This is a genomic window from Cupriavidus sp. 96C5-1 (assembly GCF_057798855.1).
On record NZ_JBYOJU010000049.1, the window covers coordinates 36862 to 57117 of the forward strand.

Genomic DNA, 20256 nt, shown 5'->3' on the forward strand with positions numbered 1-20256 from the left:
CCGCGTTCACCGGGTGCTCCGCACGAAACTGCCCAGGCGAAATGGAAGGCAGCATATCAAAAAAAAGAACGGTCGTTCCAAAAAAAATCTTGCCTGACCATGGCGAGTCCCGGACAATGCCGGAGATTCTAAGAACTCGGGCCGCAAAGGGAAAGAGGAAAAACGCGCAGACCGCCGCCATCGGCGCCGCCGGTTTCCGATCCCTTGCCCCCTTGTTCCCCCCGATCATCGCATTCCCCGTATCACCGGACACGGCATTTCCCACAATTGCGCGCAAGTTGCCAAGAATAGAGGGTTAGAGACAATGAATCAGCAACAGCTCCTGGAGCAATACGGCCCCCGCGAGGCCATGGAATACGACGTGGTCATCGTCGGCGGCGGTCCCGCCGGCCTGGCCACCGCCATCCGCCTGAAGCAGCTCGCCCAGGAGAAAGGCAGCGAAGTCAATGTCTGCGTGCTGGAAAAAGGCTCCGAGGCCGGCGCCCACATCCTGTCCGGCGCCATCATGGACCCGCGCGCGCTGAATGAACTGTTCCCCAACTGGAAGGAACTGGGTGCCCCGCTCAACCAGCCGGTGACCGAGGACAAGTTCCTGTTCCTGGACGAAACCGGCGGCAAGGGCGCCCCGCTGTTGCCCGAATGCTTCCAGAACCACGGCAACTACATCGTCAGCCTGTCCAATTTCGTGCGCTGGCTGGGGCAGCAGGCCGAAGGCCTGGGCGTTGAGATCTTCCCCGGCTTCCCGGCCGCAGAGGTGCTCTACAACGACGACGGCTCGGTCAAGGGTGTGGCCACCGGCAATATGGGCATCAACAAGGAAGGCGAGCCCACCGAAAACTTCCAGCTCGGCATGGAGCTGCATGCCAAGTACACGATCTTCGCCGAGGGCTCGCGCGGCCACCTTGGCAAGCAGCTGATCGCCAGGTTCAAGCTCGATGCCGGCAAGGATCCGCAGAGCTACGGCATCGGCCTGAAGGAACTGTGGGAGATCGACCCAGCCAAGCACCAGCCTGGCCTGGTAGTGCACACCGCCGGCTGGCCGCTGGACCCGGCCACCTATGGCGGCTCCTTCCTGTACCACATGGAAGACAACAAGGTGGCGGTGGGTTTCGTGGTCGGCCTGGACTACACCAACCCCTGGCTCTCGCCTTTCGAGGAATTCCAGCGCTTCAAGACGCACCCGGAGATCCGCAAGTACTTCGAGGGCGGCAAGCGCATCGGCTATGGCGCGCGCGCCATCACGGCCGGCGGCCTGCTGTCGCTGCCCAAGACGGTATTCCCGGGCGGCGCCCTGGTCGGCTGCGATGCGGGCTACCTGAACGCCTCGCGCATCAAGGGCAGCCATGCCGCCATCAAGACCGGCATGATGGCCGCCGAGGCCGCGTACGAAGCGCTGCAGGCGAACCGCCAGCACGACGAACTCACGGCCTACCCGACCGCCTTCGAGAACAGCTGGCTGCACAAGGAACTGCTGCAGTCGAAGAATTTCAAGCAGTGGTTCAAGAAAGGCCGCACCACCGCCACGCTGATGACCGGCATCGAGCAATGGCTGCTGCCCAAGCTGGGCATCCGCAACCCGCCCTGGACCATCCACCGCGACAAGCCGGACCATGTCTACCTCAAGCCGGCCGCCGAGTGCCAGCAGATCGTCTATCCCAAGCCGGACGGCAAGCTGACCTTCGACCGCCTCAGCTCGGTGTTCATCAGCAACACCAACCACGAGGAAAACCAGCCGGCCCACCTGACGCTGAAGGATGCAAGCGTGCCCGTCAACGTCAACTGGGACAAGTTTGCCGGGCCTGAAAGCCGCTACTGCCCTGCCGGCGTATACGAGTTCGTGCAGAACGACGACGGCAAGGAGCGCCTGCAGATCAACGCGCAGAACTGCGTGCATTGCAAGACCTGCGACATCAAGGATCCCACGCAGAATATCGTGTGGGTGACGCCGGAAGGCGGCGGCGGCCCGAACTACGTGAATATGTAAGCCGGCCCCAGGGCCAGCTAGACGCAGAAGCGGCACCCGATCCGGTGCCGCTTTTTTTGTCTTCTCGGGCCCGCAGGCGGGAGGTCGCTGGCAACACCGGCGAATGCCGGTAGCGCGGCCTGGCGTCCGGCAACGCCAAACGCGCCCCCTACCTGGGCGGCACAGCGCCAGGCTTCAGCCCGGGACCTGCATGCTGGCACTGGCCAGCAACTGTTCGTAGATAAAGCACTGCAACAGCGTCAGCTCGCGTTCGCCGAGCATGTCGAATGCGACGCCGAACACCGGGAAATCGGCATCGGCCGGTGCCGGCAACGGGCTGCGCGCCACGCCGTCGACCATGATCTCACTGTCCAGAGCGGCGGTGCGCAGGTGAAAGCACAAGCGTATCGGCGTGCCGGGCGCCGGCACCGGCCCTGCAAGCTCGACCTGCGCACCGCCGGTGCTCAGGTCTGTCAGCAACACCAGCCGGGACGGCTGGAGGGGGTACGCGGCGTCGGCCTGGGCCCCGTCCGGCGCCTCGTCCGCCGCGCCGCCGCCGGGATCCACCAGGTAGGCAGCCAGCCGGGTCGGCACGCGGGCCGCCTTGCGCACCGGGATCTGTTTCAACTCCGCGGGTGCCGACAAGACCAGGTAACGGAACGGACTGCGGCAGATCGCGGTCACGGTGGACTCGAAACTGAGGATGGCGTGACCGGAGAATCCGCGCAGCAGGATGGTCTCGCCAGGCTGGAGCTGCAATTCCTTTCCGCCCAGTTGCGGCCAGGTCACGAACAAGCCCTGTTCGACGAAACCGATCAGCCGGCTGGCGGCGGCACGTCCGACCTGGCCTTGCGACTTGATCTGCAGCAGCGTGCCGACCTGCAGCCCGAGCGGCCCGACGTGGGCCGGCCGGGCGCCTTCCGCCTGCTCACCCGGCTCGCTGGTGGGACGGCACACGGCGCCATGGCGGAAAACCAGGGCGATATCGCGCTCTTCCGGGATTACGCTGCCGCTTCCGAGCACAAGGTTTCCGCCCTCGTCCAGCAAGGACCAGGGCAAGGGTTGCCCGACCGGGAGATCGTTGGGTGTGAGTGCAATCATGGAAAGAGAGCGGTGTGCGCCCACCTGCGGGGCATGGCGGATCCAACGGCGGCCGCGGGACGGAAGTCCCCCGGCCACCACCTGGCGAGGCGCGCAACACGGGGCACGGCTGCATGAACCCGCCGGAACGCCGCGCGAGGCCGACGGCCATGCGCGTAGTCCGGCAAGAAGCTGCCGCAAGGTACCGTGTGAATAGCGCATCGCATCTGGCTTGCTATCGGCGCATTCACGGCAAACCTTGAGCACGAATCCCGCGCGGGCTGGCCCGCGCCTTGACGCCGGGCCGGTTTGCTCACAGAATTTTGCCGAAATCTGTCTGACAGGCTGCCAAACCAACCCATCCAGCCAGGTATGGCGCATGCTCGGCGCGCCGCAAGGCGGCCCTACCCTGGCCCAGCTGTTCGAACTGCGCATGGTGGTGGAATGCGCTTGCGCGGGAATGGCCGCGCAGCGAGGTAGCGGCAACGACCTGCAAGCCATTCGCGCCGCGCTGGCGGACATGCGCCGGCATGCGGAGGATTTCGCCAGCGCCGCGGCCGCCGGGCCTTTCCGCCAGCCATCGTGCAGGCAGCGCACACCCCGTGCCTCACCGGCCTCGGTCAGCCCCTGAACGCCGCAGTTGGCGTTGGGCTAGCCTTGCCACACCAGGCGCAAGCCAGCCGCAGCAGTCACCGCCGTCCCGGCAACAACGGAAAACAGCAAAGAACAAGAGGAAGACAATGGAGCAAGTGGATTGCGTAGTGATCGGCGCGGGCGTGGTGGGCCTCGCCGTGGCGAGGCAACTGGCCCTGCAAGGCCGCGAGGTCATCATCCTGGAAGCGGAGAACACCTTCGGCACCGTCACCAGCGCGCGCAACAGCGAAGTGATCCATGCCGGCATCTACTATCCGGCGGGCTCGCTCAAGGCGGCGATGTGCGTGCGCGGCAAGGCCATGCTGTACGACTACTGCGCCTCGCGCCACATCAGCCACCGGCGTTGCGGCAAGCTGATCGTGGCCACCACCGACGCCCAGGTCGCCACACTGGAGAGCATCCGGGCCAAGGCCACCGCCAACGGCGTGCATGATATGCAACTGCTCGGCCAGGCCGAGGCGCAGGCGCTGGAGCCAAACCTGCGGTGCCGCGCCGCCCTGCTCTCGCCCTCCACCGGTATTATCGACAGCCATGGCCTGATGCTGGCCCTGCTGGGCGACGCCGAGAACGCCGGCGCCATGCTGGCGGTGCAGTCGCCCGTAGCAGGCGGCGCCGTCACGCCGGATGGCATCCGGCTGGACGTCGGCAGCCAGGATGACGCGGCCGGCACCACGCTGCTGGCCCGTACCGTGATCAACTCGGCCGGGCTCACGGCACCGGCGCTGGCACGCAGCATCGAGGGCATGCCGGCCGGACAGGTGCCGCCGCAGCACTACGCCAAGGGGTGCTATTTCACGCTGGCAGGACGCGCGCCCTTCTCGCGGCTGATCTATCCGGTGCCGGAAGCCGCCGGGCTGGGCGTGCACCTGACCATCGACCTCGGCGGCCAGGCACGCTTCGGCCCCAATGTGCGCTGGATCGACGAGATCGAATACAGCGTCGACCCGGCCGATGCCGACAGCTTTTATGGTGAAGTACGGAATTACTGGCCGGAACTGGCCGACGGCGCGCTGCAGCCGGGCTATGCCGGCATCCGCCCCAAGATCAGCGGGCCGGACGAGCCGGCGGCGGATTTCCGCATCGATGGTCCGGCTATCCACGGCGTACCTGGACTGGTCAACCTGTTCGGCATCGAATCGCCTGGGCTGACCTCCTCGCTGGCGCTGGCCGGGTACGTGGCAGGCCTGGTCTGAGCACGCCGGCGCCCGCCGCCCGTCACCGCGCGGCGGCGGCCTCGGCAGCGGCTTCCGTACGGAAGGTCATCAGCGCGCACAGCGCACCGCCGGCCGCCGCCAGCGCGGCCAGCCCGAAGGTATGGGCCGGGCCCAGCGCCTTCCAGGTCCAGCCCATCGCCAGCCCGCCCAAGGTACCGCCAAGGCCATAGGAAAGGCCGGTGTAGAGCGCCTGTCCGCGGCCCTGCAACGGGCCGGCAAACCAGCGCTGCAGGCGTTTCAGGCTGGCACTGTGATGCGCACCGAAGGTGGCCGCATGCAGCACCTGCACCAGTGCCATCAGCCACGACAGCTTGGCAAGATATCCGGTCAGGCCGAAGCGGATCGCAGCCAGCACAAAGGTGCCGGTCAGGATGGCCCGCAGCGGCACGCTGCCAAACAGGCGCCCCTGGTAGAAAAAGAAAACAATCTCCGCGACCACGCCGATGGTCCACATCACGCCGATGGCGAACTTGCTGTAGCCAAGCTGCTCGAGATATAGCGAATAGAACACGTACAGCGCGGCGTGGGCAAACATCATCAGGAAGGCCGAGCCGAAGAACCACGCCACGTCGGGCCGGCGCAGCAAGGGCAGCGCGGGCGGCGGCCTGACGCGCGGCCCTCCCTCGGGCGCGTCGCGCATGCCGAACACCACCACCAGGAACAGCGCCAGCATGCTGCTCGCCAGCCACGGGAACATCTCCATGCCGAATTGCTCGAACAACGCCCCGCCCAGCAGCACGGCCGCGATGAAGCCGGCCGAGCCGAACATGCGGATGCGCCCGTAGCGGTGGTCAAAGGCGCCGTAGCGGCGCAGCGTGGAGATGGTGAGCGCGTCGCCCAACGGCGACATGGCGCTGGTGATCAGGTTCAGCCCGATCATCATCGCCATCATGCCGCCGTAGCTGGTCACGCCGGGCACCATCAGGAAGGCCAACAGGGCCGTGACGGCAGCCAGGCGCAGCAGGCGCACCCGGGTATGCATCACGTCCGACAGCCAGCCCCAGAAATACGGGCCGACGATGCGGCTGACCTGGAAGCATGCCATCAGCACGCCGATCTGCACCGGGGTAAAACCGCGCCCGGCGAAGAACAGGCTTACATAGGGGGAGATGACGCCGACATAGCCGTAATAGCCGAGGTAAAACAAGCCAAAGCGCGTCTCGGAGACGCGCCCGGCAGCCGGGGCATGGGCGTGCGGTTCCGCCTGCGCCAACTCAGCGCGACTGGCCGGACTGCGGTGACTGGGCAGGAATGCGCGGGGTATCGACCTTGACGTCGCCGCACTGGGCACGGTGGCGCAGCGCGTGGTCCATCAGCACCAGTGCCAGCATGGCTTCGGCGATGGGGGTGGCGCGGATGCCCACGCAGGGATCGTGGCGACCGAAGGTCTCCACCGTGGCGGGCTGACCTGCCTTGTCGATGGATTCGCGCGGGGTGCGGATGCTGGAAGTCGGCTTGATCGCGATCGAAACGGTCACGTCCTGGCCGGTCGAGATGCCGCCCAGCATGCCGCCGGCGTTATTGCCGCGGAACCCTTCGGCGGTGAGCTCGTCGCCATGCACGCTGCCGCGCTGGCTGACGCTGTCAAACCCGGCACCGATCTCCACGCCCTTGACGGCATTGATGCCCATCATGGCATGGGCGATATCGGCGTCGAGCTTGTCGAACAGCGGCTCGCCCAGGCCTACCGGCACATGGCTGGCCACCACCTCGATGCGCGCGCCGACGGAGTCGCCGTCGCGGCGCAGCGCGTCCATATAGGCTTCCAGTTCCGGCACGATCTCGGCATTGGGGGCGAAGAAGGGATTCTGCGGCACTTCCGTCCAGTCCACGAAGGGCACGCGGATCTCGCCCAGTTGCGACATATAGCCCCGGATCTCGGTGCCGTATTGCTCGCGCAGCCATTTCTTGGCCACCGCCGCCGCCGCCACCACCGGCGCCGTCAGGCGCGCCGACGAACGGCCGCCGCCACGATAGTCGCGGATGCCGTATTTTTGCCAGTAAGTGTAGTCGGCATGCCCCGGCCGGAAGGTCTCGACGATATTGCCGTAGTCCTTGCTGCGCTGGTCGGTATTGCGGATCAGCAGGCAGATCGGCGTACCCGTGGTCTTGCCCTCGAACACGCCGGACAGGATCTCGACCTGGTCGGCTTCCTGGCGCTGCGTGACGTGGCGGGAAGTGCCCGGCTTGCGGCGGTCGAGATCGATCTGGATATCGGCCTCGCTCAGTTCCATGCCCGGCGGGCAACCGTCAACCACCGCGCCGATGGCCGGCCCGTGCGATTCGCCGAAAGTGGTGACAGTGAAGAGCAGGCCGAGAGTATTGCCGGACATGATGGGGAACCGCGGAGGGCGTGGGAATTGGAGAACGGGCTACATTGTAAGGCTTTTGCCGCCCGGCTGGCCCGGCCCTGGCGAACGGCGGCACGGCGCCGGACAGCCAGCGCCCGCCGCGGCACCGCCCTCAGGCCGGCACCGGCAACGTCAGGCCGCCTGCGCGGGCGCCAGGTCCGGGTAATACCGGGCCTGCATCCGCGCGACATAGGCGACCAGATTGGGATGGGACTCGGCCGCCGTGCGGATCGGCGTGTCGAACAAAGGGCACAGCGCGCCGGCCATGAAGGCAAAGACGGTGGCGTCGGCGCCGCAGGGCTTGTCGCCCATCAGGTAAGGCTGCCCGCCCAGCACATCGGCCACGGCCGCCACGTCCCGGCTGGCGATCGCGGCCAGGTCGGCCGGGCTATGGCGGCCAAGGCCCTGCGTCCACAGGATGCGACGGATCTTGGCGCGCACGAAGCGCATCGCCAGCCCCCGCAGCGGCCAGGGCACGGAGCGGAAGAACGTGGCCGGGCCCCGCGCGAAATTGGCGTCATGGTTCCAGCGCGCGTCGGCCACCGCCCAGTAGAAGTTGTCTTCCAGCATTTTCTCCACCGCCCAGGCGGTACCGCGCTGGGCGGGCGTCAGCCCGTCGTCCAGGTCGACGTGATAGGTCTTTTCCAGGTGCCAGCGGATCAGCGTGGAATCCGCCACCACACGGCCCTCGTCGTCGAGATAGGGCAGCTTGCCCTTGGGCGCGCGCCGCAGGCCGCCGCGCTCGGCGCGGTACGGCAGCCCCGCGAGCTTGAGCAGCATCTCGGCCTTGGTGACAAAAGGACTGGCATCGGGCAGGCCGAATGCCGGCCCAAAGGTATAGAGCGTGATCATGGTTGCCGACTCCTTTCGCTCGGCGATATCAGGCTGGCCCGGCGACGCGGACGGCGCGTCAGCGCCATTCGCCGCGCAGGCCCTGCACCACCTGCTGCAGGCTTTCCGGCGTGGCAAGCTCCGGCGCGATCGGGTCGCCTACGACCAGCTCGAGCCGGTTGAGGATGCCGCGCCGGAACGGACGCGACATGGCCGACCCGCCCTTGCGGGAAAAGAAGCTGCCCCACAGCCCGCGCAGCGCCATCGGCACCACCGGCACGGGGGTGCGCCGGATGATCTGCTGCACGCCTTGCTTGAACGGGTTGAGTTCGCCGTTTGCCGTGATCTTGCCCTCGGGGAAGATGCAGACCAGGTCGCCCTCGCCGAGCGCCCGCGCCACTTCGTCATAGGCGCGCGCCAGCATCTGCGGATCCTCGTGGGCCGGCGCGATCGGGATCGCCTTGGCCTGGCGGAAAAACCACGACATCAGCGGCACCTTGAAGATGTTGTGGTCCATCAGGAAGCGCACCGGGCGCGGGCTGGCGGCCATCAGCACCACTGCGTCGGCAAAGCTGACATGGTTGCACACCAGCACCGCCGGGCCTTGCGCCGGAATGCGGTCGGCGTTGACGCGCCGCAGGCGGTAGACCGTGTGCACCAGGATCCAGGCGATAAAGCGCAGCAGGAACTCCGGCACCAGGCTGTAGATGTAGATGGCCACCACCGCGTTCAGCAAGCCGACCACCAGGAACAGCTGCGGGATGCTGAAGCCTGCCTGCGTCAGCGCCACCGCCAGCAGCGAGGAGCCGATCATGAAGAAGCTGTTGAGAATATTGTTGGCGGCGATGATGCGCGCCCGGTGGGTCGGCGCGCAGCGGCTCTGGATCAGCGCGTACAGCGGCACGCTGTAGAAACCGCCGAACATCGCCAGCAGGAACAGGTCGGCCAGCACGCGCCAGTGGCGTGGGTCGGCGGCAAAGCCGGCGAGCCCCGACAGTTCGGCATGCTGCTCGCCGTGGCTGGCCAGGAAGAGATCGATCGCGAATACCGTCATGCCGATCGAGCCGAACGGCACCAGCCCGATCTCGACGTGGCGCCCGGACAGCCGCTCGCACAGCAGCGATCCGGTGCCGATGCCGAGCGAGAACACCGCCAGCAAGAGCGTCACCACGTTCTGGTCGCCGCCCAGCACGTCCTTGGCGAAGCTGAAAAACGAGGTCAGGAAGGTGGCGCCCAGGAACCAGAGCCACGAAATGCCCAGCAGGCTGAGGAACACCGTACGGTCGGTGCGCGCCAGCTTGAGGTTGCGCCAGGTCTCGGTGAAGGGGTTCCAGTTGATGCGCAGGTCCGGCTGCGGCGCCGGCGAATCCGGCACGCGCGCGGACACCAGCCGGCCGGCCAGCGCCAGCAGCACGCAGGCGCCGCCGACATAGAACGGACCGACGATCCGTTCGCCGTGCGTGAGGCCAGCCAGCTCGCCGCCCAGCAGCGTGCCGAGCAGGATGGCGACGAAGGTGCCCATTTCCACCAGCCCGTTGCCGCCCACCAGCTCGGTCTCGTCCAGGTGCTGCGGCAGGTAGGCAAACTTGACCGGCCCGAACACCGTCGAGTGCAGCCCCATCAGGAAGGTGCCCAGATAGAGCAGGGCCGCGCTGTGCAGGGCAAAACCGGCCAGGCCCAGCAGCATGATGCCGATCTCCAGCGTCTTCACCAGCCGGATCAGCTTCGATTTCTCGATCTTGTCGGCAATCTGCCCACTGGTCGCCGAGAACAGCACGAAGGGGGCAATAAAGATGGCGGAAATCAGGAACGCTGCACTCTTGGCGTCAACCCCTTCGAACAGCGCGGTATGGTAGGTAACCAGCGAAGTAAAGGCAACCTTGAACAGGTTGTCGTTCATGGCGCCCAGGAACTGGGTCCAGAAGAACGGGGCAAAGCGGCGCTTGCCGAGCAGGCGGAATTGGTTTTGTTGGCTCATTTAGGCAGGAATAGGTGACCCCGGCAAGCCGGACGGGCTTGCTGGCGCCCGGCGGCGACGTCGCTGGCAAGACGCTACCACAGCCGCGGCACGCCATGAAAAGGGATTCTTGCGGCACCCTGCATATTCATCACGACCGCACCCGCCTTGCCGGAGCACGCCTTGGGTCCGGCCGCAGCGGGATATCGGCCCCGACGCGACCCGGCCCTCGCCCCGGCAGGAGGCTCAATCGGTCTTTTCTTCCGGCCAGTCGCGGATATAAGCCTTGAGCATGCGGTTCTCGAAACTCTGCTCTTCCACCACCGCCTTGGCCACGTCATAGAAGGAAATCACACCCATCAGGGTACGGTTGTCCAGCACCGGCAGATAGCGGGTGTGGCGCTCCAGCATCATGCGGCGGACCTCGTTGACGTCGGTTTCCATGGTGCAGGTGAGCGGCGCGTCGTCCATCACCTTGCGCAGGGTGGTGGTGCCGACGGCACCGCCGTTGGCGGCCAGGGTCTTGATGATCTCGCGGAAGGTCAGCATGCCTACCAGTTCGCCGTATTCCATCACCACCAGCGAGCCGATATCGTGCTCCGCCATGGTATTGACCGCGAGCAGCAGTGACGTATCCGGCTTGACCGTAAAGAGCGTGTTGCCCTTGATTTGCAGGATGTCGCTGACTTTCATGATGGTCTCCGCTGGCTGAATCTGCTGTTTTGCTATTTGTTGCCCGCCGCTGCCGGCACGGCCTGATGCGCCGATCCTAGCCGAAACCAGCCGCCCAAGTAAAGCGCGGGCCGCGCCAAAACTGCCGGAGCGGTTTGCCATGCGTGCCGGCGGCAGCGGATGCTACGATGCGCACCGGAGACAACTCTTGCCCTTGAAGCCATGTCTGGTACCCGATTCGACACACTCGCGCTGCATGCCGGCGCCGCCCCCGACCCCGCCACGGGGGCCAGGGCCACGCCTATCCACCTGACGACCTCCTTCGTCTTCCGCGACAGCGAGCATGCTGCTTCGCTATTCAATATGGAGCGCGCGGGCCATGTCTACTCGCGCATTTCCAACCCGACCGTGGCCGTCTTCGAGGAGCGCGTCGCCGCCCTGGAGAACGGCGCTGGCGCGATCGGCGTGGCCTCCGGCCAGGCCGCGCTGCACCTGGCGGTGGCCACCCTGATGGGCGCGGGCTCGCACGTGGTGGCGTCCAGCGCCCTGTACGGCGGCTCGCACAACCTGCTGCACTACACGCTGCGCCGCTTCGGCATCGAGACCACCTTCGTGCAGGCGCGCGACATCGACGCCTGGCGCGCGGCGATCCGGCCGCAGACCAGGCTGCTGTTCGGCGAGACCCTGGGCAATCCCGGGCTGGACGTGCTCGACATCCCGACCCTGGCCCAGCTCGGCCAGGAGAACGGCATCCCGCTGCTGGTGGACTCCACCTTCACCACGCCCTACCTGCTCAAGCCGTTCGATCACGGCGCCGGCCTGCTCTACCACTCGGCCACCAAGTTCCTGGGCGGCCACGGCACCACCATCGGCGGGGTCCTGGTGGAAGGCGGCACCTTCGACTTCGAAGCCTCCGGGCGCTTCCCCGAACTGTCGGAGCCGTATGCCGGTTTCCACAACATGGTGTTCACCGAGGAGAGCACGGTGGCGCCCTTCCTGCTGCGCGCCCGCCGCGAAGGCCTGCGCGACTTCGGCGCCTGCCTGAACCCGATGGCCGCCTGGCAACTGCTACAGGGCATCGAGACGCTGCCGCTGCGCATGGCCCGGCATGTGGAGAACGCGCGCCGCGTGGTGCAGTTCCTGGTGTCGCACCCGATGGTCGAGTCGGTCGCCTATCCGGAACTGGAGTCCCACCCGGACTACGAACTCGCCAAGCGCCTGCTGCCGCGCGGCGCGGGCGCCGTGTTCAGCTTCAACCTCAAGGGCAACCGTGCCGCGGGCCAGCGCTTTATCGAAAGCCTGGCGCTGTTCTCGCACCTGGCCAATGTGGGCGACGCCCGCTCGCTGGTGATCCATCCCGCCTCCACCACGCACTTCCGCATGGACGCCGCGGCGCTGCAGGCGGCCGGCATCGGCGAAGGCACCATCCGCCTGTCGGTCGGCCTGGAAGACCCGGACGACCTGATCGACGACCTCAAGCGCGGCCTCAAGGCCGCCGAGCGCGCCATGAACGGCAAGGGAGGGCAAGCCTGATGGAACTGACGATCGCAGGCCGCAAGGCCTATGCCTATACCGGCGGCAAACCCTTCGATCCCGCCCTGCCCTGCGCCGTGTTCGTGCACGGCGCGCAGAACGACCACAGCGTCTGGGCCCTGCAGACGCGCTGGTTCGCCCACCACGGCTTCAGCGTGCTGGCGGTGGACCTGCCGGGGCACAACCGCAGCGAGGGCGAGCCGCTCAAGACGGTCGAAGCCATGGCCGACTGGGTGATCGAACTGGTGCGCGCGGCCGGCGTGACCGCCCCTGCGCTGGTGTTCGGGCACAGCATGGGATCGCTGATCGCACTGGAAACCGCGGCGCGCCACCCGGACGCGGTGCGCGGCATCGCCCTGCTTGCCACGGCCTATCCGATGAAGGTCGCCGACACCTTGCTCGATGCGTCGCTCAACCGCGTGGACCAGGCCATCGCCATGGTCAACGCCTGGTCGCACTCCAGCCTCGCCAACAAGCCTTCCTCGCCGGGCCCGGGCTCGTGGATGCAGGGCGGCAGCCAGCGCCTGATGGAAAGGGTGGCGCAGCGCAATCCCGAAGGCCACGTCTTCCATAACGACTTCTCGGCGTGCAATGCCTACGCCAACGGAGATGCCGCGGTGGCGGCCGTGCGCTGCCCGACGCTGTTCATCACCGGCAGCAAGGACATGATGACCTCGCCCAAGGCCGCGCAGGCACTGGCGGCAAAGATGGCCTCGGCCAGCACCGTCACGGTGCCCTGCGGGCATGCGCTGATGGGCGAAAAGCCGGACGAGGTGCTGGATGCGCTGGCAGCGTTTGCGCGCAAGGCGGTGGCTGCGGGTTGAATGCCTCGGCATAACGAGCGCCCACCCGCTCCCGCAGTCGGGGAGCAAACCGACGCAAGACAATGACATGTGAGGCCCGTACCGGGCCACACCCACGGCGATGCGAAGCGAGCCGTGGAGGTTCGCCTCCCCGTATGCGGCGAGGGATCTTTCGCCGCATACGGGTCGCCTTCTTTGCCTGCGTTCCTGGCAAGACAGGAACGCAGGTCGTCTCCCCGAAGGGGAGGCGAAACGGGCTTTGGTCTTGAAGGTGGAAAGCCCGGCAATCGCGAAGCCTGCCCCGATTCTCACCCTCCCGGGAAGATCCCCACTAGACACGTCCCCTCCGCCAGCTAGACTGGAATCCCCACGAACCACCGCAGGAGACCGCCATGTCCCAGGCCCACCCCCGTGAGTTCGAGAACTTCGCCGCCTTCTACCCGTTCTACCTGAACGAGCACCGCGACCGCACCTGCCGCCGCCTGCATTTCGCGGGCTCCACGGTGGCCTTGCTGTGCCTGCTGGCACTGATCCTCAGCGGTAACTGGTGGTGGCTGGCGGCTGCCGTGGTCTCGGGCTATGCCTTCGCCTGGGTCGGCCATTTCGTCTTCGAGAAGAACCGCCCCGCCACCTTCCGCCATCCGCTCTACAGCCTGATGGGGGACTGGGTGATGTACGGCGACATCTGGCGCGGCAGGATTCCCTTCTAGACAGGACAGGAAGTACGGGCGCTCAGACCTGGCCGTGCCAGCCGGGCGGCACCACTTCCAGCGTACGGCGCGCGGGATCGGCCGGACGGCCTTGGGCCGTCGGCGCCGCCGGCTCTCCCACCGGCCGATCCTGCTGTGGCTGGCGCCGGAATACTGCCTCCAGCGGCTGGTCCAGGCGCGGGTTGTCCAGCACCTGCTTGAGCGCGTCGGCGCCTTGCAGCTGCTGCGCCAGCGCTGTACGCGGCAGGCGCGGCAGGTTCAGCACCAGCCGGTCGTGCAGCGTACGCAGCGTTACCTGACCGGGATCGCACAGGAGCGCCCAGTGCGCCTGGCCGCGCTCCTGCGCCAGTTTGCCCACCAGGTGCATGGCCTTGAGCTTGCCCAGCAGGCCCGACAGGTAATCGGCCTCCACCCTCAGCTTGCGGCCCAGATCGAGCTCGCCGACGCTGCGCGGCACCTCGTCGCGCGCCCGGTAGAGCAGGTAGAGCACGCCCAGCGCATCGAAGAACTCGCTGCCGGCAAAGGTGCGGCGCCGCCAGTAGCCCTGCCGGATCACCGGCAGGTTGGCGGCGATGGTGGCGCCAAGCAGCGTCACCAGCCAGCTCAGGTAGATCCACAGCAGAAAGATCGGCAGCGCGGCGAAGGTGCCATAGACCGCGGTATAGGTGGGAATATGGGTGACGAAGTAGCCGAAACCGCGCTTGGCCAGCTCGAAGGCCAGCGCCGCCACCAGGCCCGCGGCGATGGCGTCGCGCCACTCCACGCTGGCGTTGGGCACGGCGGTGTAGAGAAAGGCGAAGGCCAGCGCCGACAGCAGCACCGGCGTCAGGCTGACCACCAGCCCCAGCCCGAATGGCATGGTGCCGACGTAGCCGGCCGAGACCGAGATCAGGTAGGAGCTGATCGACAGGCTGGCGCCGATCAGCACCGGGCCGAGCGTCAGCACCGCCCAGAACACCAGCACCCGCTGCGCCAGCGGGCGGCGCTGCTTGACCCGCCAGATCGCATTGAGCGCGTCCTCCACCGTCAGCATGGTCAGCACCGAGGTCACCATCAGCCCGCCCAGGCCCACGGCGGTGAGACCCTTGGCGTTCTTGGCGAACTGGCCCAGGTAGCTGGTAATGGAATTGCTGACGTTGCCGGGAATCAGGTTCTGGAACAGGAAGGACTCGGTGGCGCTGCGGAAATCGCGGAACACCGGGAAAGCCGCCAGCAGGGCGAAGGCCACCGTCAGCACCGGCACCACTGCCAGCACGGTGGTGAAGGTCAGGCTGGCCGAGACCTGCGGCAGGCGGTCTTCGCCGGCGCGGCGCAGCGCGTAGCGGGTCAGCGCGCGCAATTTCTGCAGATTCCATTCCCTGCGCAGGCGGACGATGCGAGCGGTGAACATGCGGGGGCAAACTCCTTGCTGATTCAGTGACATGCCCCGCCGGCAGGCCGCGCCGGGGCCACATCTATAATACGCGCATTGCCCTGCGCGCCGCGCAAGACACCAACCCGGCCTGCCCCTGGGAGCGCCCATCCTGACGCCCCGCGTGCATGCGCCGCAGCCTCGTCCATGACCGAAATCCTAGTTCTCTTCTACAGCCGCCACGGCAGCACCCACAAGCTGGCCGAGCTGATCGCCGCCGGCATCGACAGCGTGCCCGGCGCGCAGGCTCGCCTGCGCACGGTACCGCCGGTTTCCACCGTCAGCGAAGCCACCGCGCCGGATATCCCGGCGCAAGGGCCGCCGTATGCGGAACTGCGCGACCTGGAGGAATGCGCGGGCCTGGCGCTGGGCAGCCCGACGCGCTTCGGCAATATGGCCGCGCCGATGAAGTACTTCCTCGATGGCACCGTGGCCCAGTGGCTCTCCGGCGCCCTCGCCGGCAAGCCCGCCTGCGTGTTCACCGCCACCGGCAGCCTGCACGGCGGCCAGGAAACCACCCTGCTGTCGATGATGCTGCCCTTGCTGCACCACGGCATGCTGATACTCGGCCTGCCGTATACCGAAAGCGCCCTGATGACCACCGCCGGCGGCGGCACGCCCTACGGCCCCAGCCACCACGCGCACGTGGACAACAGCGCGCCGGTATCCGACGACGAAGCCACGCTTGCCCGGGCCATGGGCAAGCGCCTAGCCGAAACCGCGCTGCGCCTGGCCGGCGGGAGCCGCACATGAGCGCCGCCCCGAACCCCGCGGCACCGCCGGCCGCGCGCGCCACCGACGGCGCGCTGCACAATGCCGCGCTATACCGCCTGAGCGCGGGCAGCCTGATCGCACTGATCCTGCTGTGCATCGGCTGGGAATGGTTCCTGGCGCCGCTGCGTCCCGGCGGCTCCTGGCTGATCCTGAAATTCCTGCCGCTGCTGCTACCGCTGCGCGGCGTGCTGACCCGCAACCGCTATACCATGCAGTGGTCGTCGATGCTGATCCTGCTGTTCTTCACCGAAGGCATCGTGCGCGCCACCAGCGACCGGCCGCCATCGTCCACGCTGGCGTGGATCGAGGTGGCACTGACGCTGTTGTTCTTTTTTGGCACCATCCTGTACCTGCGCCCCTACAAACGCCGCGCCAAGGCGCAGCAGCCCGCCAAGCCGGGCAAATAAGGACGAGCAAGCAACCCGGCGCAAGCCCGCACCAAGCCGCAACCATCCTCTTTCTCCTGATTCGCGCGGCGGTCGCCATCGCGGCCGCCCTCCTGGACCCACCGCCATGACCGCCTCGCACCTCGATTCCTTCCTCGCCCTCTGCCGCGCCGCCCTGGGCGAGCAGCACGTGCTGACCGACGCCGCCGACAAGGCCCCCTTCCTCACCGACTGGCGCAAGCGCTACACCGGTGAAGCGGTAGCGGTGCTGCGCCCCGGCTCCACCGAAGAAGTGGCCGCCGCCGTCCACGCCTGCCACGCGCACAAGCTGGCCGTGGTGCCGCAAGGCGGCAATACCGGGCTGTGCGGGGGCGCCACGCCATCCGCCGGGGTGGAATCGGTAGTGATCTCGCTGCAGCGCCTGAACCGGGTGCGCCAGGTGGACCCGCTCAACAACACCATCACCGTGGAAGCCGGCGTGATCCTGCAGCAGTTGCAGGACGCCGCGCGCGAGCATGGACGGCTGTTCCCGCTGAGCCTGGCGGCCGAAGGCAGCTGCACCATCGGCGGCAACCTCGGCACCAATGCTGGCGGCACCGGCGTGCTGCGCTACGGCAACACGCGCGAGCTATGCCTGGGGCTGGAAGTGGTCACGCCCGCCGGCGAGATCTGGGACGGCCTGCGCGGCCTGCGCAAGGACAACACCGGCTACGACCTGCGCGACCTCTTCATCGGCGCGGAAGGCACGCTGGGCATCATCACCGCCGCCGTGATGAAGCTCTACCCGCTGCCGCGCGCACGCGTCACCGCGCTGGCCGCGGTCGCCAATCCGCGCGCCGCGCTGGCCCTGCTGGCCATCGCCCAGCAACGCGCCGGCGCCATGCTGACCGGCTTCGAGCTGATGTCGGAGATGTGCCTGTCGCTGGTCACCACGCATTACCCGCAGTTGCGCTATCCCTTCGATCGCGCGCATGCCCAGGTGGTGCTGCTGGAGCTGTCGGACAACGAGAGCGAAGACCATGCTCGCGGGATTTTCGAAGCGCTGATGGAAACCGCATTCGAAGCGGGCGTGGTCGAGGACGCGGTGGTCGCGGCGTCGGTGCAGCAGTCGCGCGACTTCTGGAACCTGCGCGAACACATTCCGCTCGCGCAGGTGGACGAAGGCAAGAACATCAAGCACGACATCGCCGTGCCGATCTCGCGCATCGCCGATTTCATCGACACCACCGACGCCCTCATCCAGCAAGCCTTCCCCGGCGCGCGCATGGTCACCTTCGGCCATCTCGGCGACGGCAACCTGCACTACAACGTATCGCCGCCCGCGGGCGAAAGCCACGACGCCTTCCTCGACAACGCGCCAGCCGTCAACCTGATCGTGCATGACAGCGTGCACGCCCATCGCGGCTCGATCTCCGCCGAACACGGCCTGGGGCAGCTCAAGCGCGAAGAGAACCGGCGCTACAAGAGCGAGGTCGAACTGGCGATGATGCGGGCGGTCAAGCAGGCGCTGGACCCGCTGGGCCTGATGAACCCGGGCAAGGTGATCTGAGCGGGAACCGGCGCCGGCGGGCTGGCATGCCCAGGCATGCCTGTTGGCTATCGGCTGCTATCGGGGCGCCGGAATTTCCACCACCTCCCAGCCCTCCTTGCGGTCGGCCAGGAATTGCATCAGCGAGTCGACGGTCACGGTCCTGATGCGATCCGAGAAACGCAGCTCGTTGGGATGGTCGTCGAAGGCTACGCTGGCCTTGAACACGCGGCCGCCAAGACGCTTGAAGGTGCCGACCTTCATCTCGGAAGGCTGGTAGCCGACCAGCTTGAGCCAGGACTGCGCCTGTTCGCGATTGACGATCTTCACGTCCCTGGCCTCCACCGTGGCCAGTGTCTCCAGCACCCAGGAGTTGGAATTCTGGTAACGCGTGGAGAATGGGTAGGCGACCAGGCTGTAGTCCGCATCGTGCACCGCGCGCAGCGCCGCGGCATCCTGCAGGCGCGGCAGCAGGCGTTCGGCGATCGGCTTCGGCGGAATCACCAGGACCGAATTGAACGCGAACATATCGTCCAGGAAGAAATTGCCGACGCCCTCGTACCACAGGTCCGACTGCGCGGTGCCGCAGCTATTGAGCAGATGGGCGATGCGCCAGGGCGCGCCCGGCGCGCTGCGGTAGATGAAGCCGGCATGGCTGTACTTCAGCCCGTAGCTGGACAGGTCCTGCCCTACCCGCCCCAGCAGCGCCACGTTGTCCTGGCGCTTGTCCATTTCGGCCGTCACCTTTTGCGCTGCGGCCATGGCCTTGCGCAGCGTATCCGGGCTGAGCGCCGCATCTTCGCAACTCTGCCCCGCCGACGCCAGCAGGGGCACCAGCAGCAAGGCGAGCAGGGATCCGGTGCGGCCGATCCACCCGGAAATCATGGCGCGCGCCTTCATGGCTTCGCGGCCGAGGGAACGCGCTCGCGATACAGCAAGGCCTCGCCGAGCGTGTTGGGGATGAAGGCAAGCACCTTGCCGGATGCCACCAGCAAGGTGCCGGTCGAATCGGCGACGGCGTTCACGGTGGCCCCGACCGAGACGCCCAGCTTCTCGAACCCGCTCCTGGCGATCTTGACCGAAACCTTGCCTGCGCCGCTAGCGGCGTCGAGGATCAGCTCGACGGTGTCCTGCGCCCCCTGGCCGATGCCGGATACGATGAAAACACTGCCGAAGCCCGCCAGCGCGGAGCCCTGCAACGGCCCCGCGCCACCGGCGCTGCCCGCCACGCTGGCGACAGGCGCGGCCAGGATCGACAAGGTGCCGACCGAAACCTGCTCCGACCCGCCCATATTGCCCGTGGACTGCGCAATGGCCGGGGCCACGCACAGCGAAGCGCCGGCCAGGACCAGCCATGCCGGGATCATCCGTGCCAAAAACTTGCCTTCATATAATTTCATTGTTCTTTTCCGCTTGGAAATATGACCGTCCATTGTAAAGGGAAATCCACTTTTTCCACTTCAATGTGAATGGAAGCAAACTTTTTCCGCTCGTCGCAATGGATCAGCCTGGATGTTTGCAAGCAGAATCATGCAGGATTGGCGTCCTCCCATAAGTGGGATTTTTCCGCAGGCACGCCTCGCGACACCGGCATCAAGCTGGCAGCAGATGATTCCTACTCTCGCTGCCTGGGAAACGATTGAATACGATCGGATGCGATCGGCAAGGTCGGCGTGACGGACGCGCGATCCGCGACTTCGTGGAAGCCACGGTCCTGCTGGCCCGTGGCACGCCCGCCGGCTTCAGGCGCCAGCGCGGCGATATGCCGCCAGGAAACCTGCCAGCGACAGCAGCAACGCGGCGCAGAACCGGTTCATGACGCGCAGGCCTTGCCGCGTCAGGGCCTTGGCGGCACGCGCGCCCCCCGCGGCGTATGCGGCCATCACGACCAGATCGAGAGCGGCCGAGACAAGCGCGAGTGCCAGGTATTGAGGTGCCTGTGCCTGCGCGGTATCGATGAACTGCGGCAAGAAGGCCGAGAAAAACAACAGGCCCTTCGGATTCGAGAGCGCCACCAGCAAGCTGCGCATGAACGCCCGGCGCGGCGAGAGGCTGGCGCCGCCCACCACCAGTTCGCCCGGGCTTGCCCGCCATAGCTGCGCCGCCAGCCAGACCAGGTAGACGACACCGATCCACTTGACGGCGGAGAACAACACCTCCGACGCGGCCAGCAAGGCGCCCAGGCCGATGCCGACGGCACCGATCAACAGGAGGTCGGACAGTGCGGCGCCCAACATGCCCATGCCTGCGATACGCCAGTTCCGCGACGTGCCATTGGCCAGCGCCAGCAGCATGGTCGGCCCAGGCATCACCGTTACGGAAAAGCAGGCAACCGAGTAGAGCAGCAGCATCGACAGTGTCATGGTGTTTGAGTCCGGCGGAAGGTCTG

17 protein-coding genes and 2 pseudogenes are annotated in these 20256 nt (G+C 67.0%); 9 read left to right on the forward strand and 10 right to left on the reverse strand.

Annotated features, from left to right (window positions below; genetic code table 11):
- Positions 1 to 304: 304 nt before the first annotated feature.
- A complete protein-coding gene (locus AC3FOF_RS36650) occupies positions 305 to 1984 on the forward strand; it encodes an electron transfer flavoprotein-ubiquinone oxidoreductase (RefSeq protein WP_276266957.1) in 1680 nt (559 codons plus the stop codon).
- Between the two features lie 174 nt (positions 1985 to 2158).
- Here the strand turns inward: AC3FOF_RS36650 and AC3FOF_RS36655 are convergent, their stop codons facing one another.
- Complete coding sequence (locus AC3FOF_RS36655) at positions 2159 to 3064, reverse strand: flagellar brake protein (protein ID WP_276266958.1); 906 nt, start codon at positions 3062 to 3064, stop codon at positions 2159 to 2161.
- Between the two features lie 337 nt (positions 3065 to 3401).
- Between AC3FOF_RS36655 and AC3FOF_RS36660 the strand changes: the two are divergent.
- Positions 3402 to 3661 (forward strand): annotated as a pseudogene (locus tag AC3FOF_RS36660) (FCD domain-containing protein); the annotation flags it as partial.
- Between the two features lie 122 nt (positions 3662 to 3783).
- Positions 3784 to 4890, forward strand: coding sequence for an NAD(P)/FAD-dependent oxidoreductase (locus AC3FOF_RS36665; protein WP_488729384.1), 1107 nt, complete (start codon positions 3784 to 3786; stop codon positions 4888 to 4890).
- On the opposite strand, the pseudogene AC3FOF_RS36670 reads toward AC3FOF_RS36665, so the two are convergent.
- The 5 genes and pseudogenes from AC3FOF_RS36670 to AC3FOF_RS36690 all read right to left on the reverse strand — a co-directional run.
- Positions 4818 to 6058 (reverse strand): annotated as a pseudogene (locus AC3FOF_RS36670) (MFS transporter); the annotation flags it as partial. The gene AC3FOF_RS36665 and the pseudogene AC3FOF_RS36670 overlap by 73 nt on opposite strands.
- A 67-nt stretch (positions 6059 to 6125) precedes the next feature.
- The gene (aroC, locus tag AC3FOF_RS36675) at positions 6126 to 7244 is read right to left on the reverse strand and encodes a chorismate synthase (protein ID WP_488729385.1); all 1119 of its coding nucleotides are present in this window, start codon (positions 7242 to 7244) and stop codon (positions 6126 to 6128) included.
- A 150-nt stretch (positions 7245 to 7394) separates the two neighbouring features.
- The gene (locus tag AC3FOF_RS36680; protein WP_488729386.1) at positions 7395 to 8114 is read right to left on the reverse strand and encodes a glutathione S-transferase C-terminal domain-containing protein; all 720 of its coding nucleotides are present in this window, start codon (positions 8112 to 8114) and stop codon (positions 7395 to 7397) included.
- Positions 8115 to 8172: 58 nt separating this feature from the next.
- Positions 8173 to 10071 carry an MFS transporter gene (locus AC3FOF_RS36685; protein ID WP_488729387.1) on the reverse strand — a complete coding sequence of 633 codons (1899 nt, stop codon included), beginning with the start codon at positions 10069 to 10071 and terminating at the stop codon, positions 8173 to 8175.
- Positions 10072 to 10296: 225 nt separating this feature from the next.
- Positions 10297 to 10743, reverse strand: a complete 447-nt coding sequence (locus tag AC3FOF_RS36690) for a CBS domain-containing protein (protein ID WP_017231196.1) — start codon at positions 10741 to 10743, stop codon at positions 10297 to 10299.
- Between the two features lie 201 nt (positions 10744 to 10944).
- Here AC3FOF_RS36690 and AC3FOF_RS36695 point away from each other — a divergent pair, with 201 nt between their 5' ends.
- The 3 genes from AC3FOF_RS36695 to AC3FOF_RS36705 all read left to right on the forward strand — a co-directional run bounded on the left by AC3FOF_RS36695 (position 10945) and on the right by AC3FOF_RS36705 (position 13768).
- Positions 10945 to 12255 (forward strand): O-acetylhomoserine aminocarboxypropyltransferase, encoded by a 1311-nt coding sequence (locus tag AC3FOF_RS36695; protein WP_017231197.1) that lies wholly within the window; start codon positions 10945 to 10947, stop codon positions 12253 to 12255.
- The gene (locus tag AC3FOF_RS36700; RefSeq protein WP_017231198.1) at positions 12255 to 13079 is read left to right on the forward strand and encodes an alpha/beta fold hydrolase; all 825 of its coding nucleotides are present in this window, start codon (positions 12255 to 12257) and stop codon (positions 13077 to 13079) included. The genes AC3FOF_RS36695 and AC3FOF_RS36700 overlap by 1 nt, the downstream gene beginning before the upstream one ends.
- 371 nt (positions 13080 to 13450) lie before the next feature.
- Positions 13451 to 13768 carry an Mpo1-like protein gene (locus tag AC3FOF_RS36705; RefSeq protein ID WP_017231199.1) on the forward strand — a complete coding sequence of 106 codons (318 nt, stop codon included), beginning with the start codon at positions 13451 to 13453 and terminating at the stop codon, positions 13766 to 13768.
- Between the two features lie 22 nt (positions 13769 to 13790).
- Here the strand turns inward: AC3FOF_RS36705 and AC3FOF_RS36710 are convergent, their stop codons facing one another.
- Positions 13791 to 15158 (reverse strand): YihY family inner membrane protein, encoded by a 1368-nt coding sequence (locus tag AC3FOF_RS36710; protein ID WP_276266683.1) that lies wholly within the window; start codon positions 15156 to 15158, stop codon positions 13791 to 13793.
- A gap of 168 nt (positions 15159 to 15326) precedes the next feature.
- Between AC3FOF_RS36710 and wrbA the strand changes: the two genes are divergently transcribed.
- The 3 genes from wrbA to AC3FOF_RS36725 all read left to right on the forward strand — a co-directional run bounded on the left by wrbA (position 15327) and on the right by AC3FOF_RS36725 (position 17888).
- A complete protein-coding gene (wrbA, locus tag AC3FOF_RS36715) occupies positions 15327 to 15932 on the forward strand; it encodes an NAD(P)H:quinone oxidoreductase (RefSeq protein WP_017231200.1) in 606 nt (201 codons plus the stop codon).
- Positions 15929 to 16360: a DUF2069 domain-containing protein gene (locus AC3FOF_RS36720; protein ID WP_017231201.1), complete on the forward strand. Its 432-nt coding sequence runs from the start codon at positions 15929 to 15931 to the stop codon at positions 16358 to 16360. The genes wrbA and AC3FOF_RS36720 overlap by 4 nt, the downstream gene beginning before the upstream one ends.
- 106 nt (positions 16361 to 16466) lie before the next feature.
- Positions 16467 to 17888 (forward strand): FAD-binding oxidoreductase, encoded by a 1422-nt coding sequence (locus tag AC3FOF_RS36725; RefSeq protein ID WP_017231202.1) that lies wholly within the window; start codon positions 16467 to 16469, stop codon positions 17886 to 17888.
- Positions 17889 to 17945: 57 nt separating this feature from the next.
- On the opposite strand, the gene AC3FOF_RS36730 is transcribed toward AC3FOF_RS36725, so the two are convergent.
- The 3 genes from AC3FOF_RS36730 to AC3FOF_RS36740 all read right to left on the reverse strand — a co-directional run bounded on the left by AC3FOF_RS36730 (position 17946) and on the right by AC3FOF_RS36740 (position 20230).
- A complete protein-coding gene (locus AC3FOF_RS36730) occupies positions 17946 to 18752 on the reverse strand; it encodes a DUF2145 domain-containing protein (RefSeq protein WP_035818951.1) in 807 nt (268 codons plus the stop codon).
- 11 nt (positions 18753 to 18763) lie between these two features.
- Positions 18764 to 19267: a hypothetical protein gene (locus AC3FOF_RS36735; protein WP_017231204.1), complete on the reverse strand. Its 504-nt coding sequence runs from the start codon at positions 19265 to 19267 to the stop codon at positions 18764 to 18766.
- Between the two features lie 342 nt (positions 19268 to 19609).
- A complete protein-coding gene (locus tag AC3FOF_RS36740; protein WP_017231205.1) occupies positions 19610 to 20230 on the reverse strand; it encodes a LysE family translocator in 621 nt (206 codons plus the stop codon).
- Positions 20231 to 20256 lie beyond the last annotated feature (26 nt).